The 261-nt window shown below is 46.0% G+C and carries 2 tRNA genes; both read right to left on the bottom strand.

From position 1 onward, the window contains the following. Window positions 1-31: 31 nt before the first annotated feature. Window positions 32-107, bottom strand: a tRNA-Gly gene (locus tag C2M33_RS21065). Between the two features lie 67 nt (window positions 108-174). Next, window positions 175-261: transfer RNA gene (locus C2M33_RS21070), tRNA-Leu, on the bottom strand.

The raw sequence follows: 261 nt of genomic DNA on the forward strand, positions 1-261 counted from the left end.
TACTATTTAAAGCAAGTGGATAAAGCTAATATGGAGCGGCACACGAGGCTCGAACTCGTGACCTCAACCTTGGCAAGGTTGCGCTCTACCAACTGAGCTAGTGCCGCATCATATTAACTCTAGAGTTAAATAATAATTTTAAAACTACATTTGGTATTGTAGTTAACCACAAAATGGTGCCCGGGGCCGGACTTGAACCGGCACGCTGTTACCAGCGAGGGATTTTAAATCCCTTGTGTCTACCAATTCCACCACCCGGGC

This window comes from Pseudoalteromonas sp. T1lg122 (genome assembly GCF_002964825.1).
In the GTDB taxonomy this organism is placed as follows: Bacteria; Pseudomonadota; Gammaproteobacteria; order Enterobacterales; family Alteromonadaceae; genus Pseudoalteromonas; species Pseudoalteromonas gelatinilytica.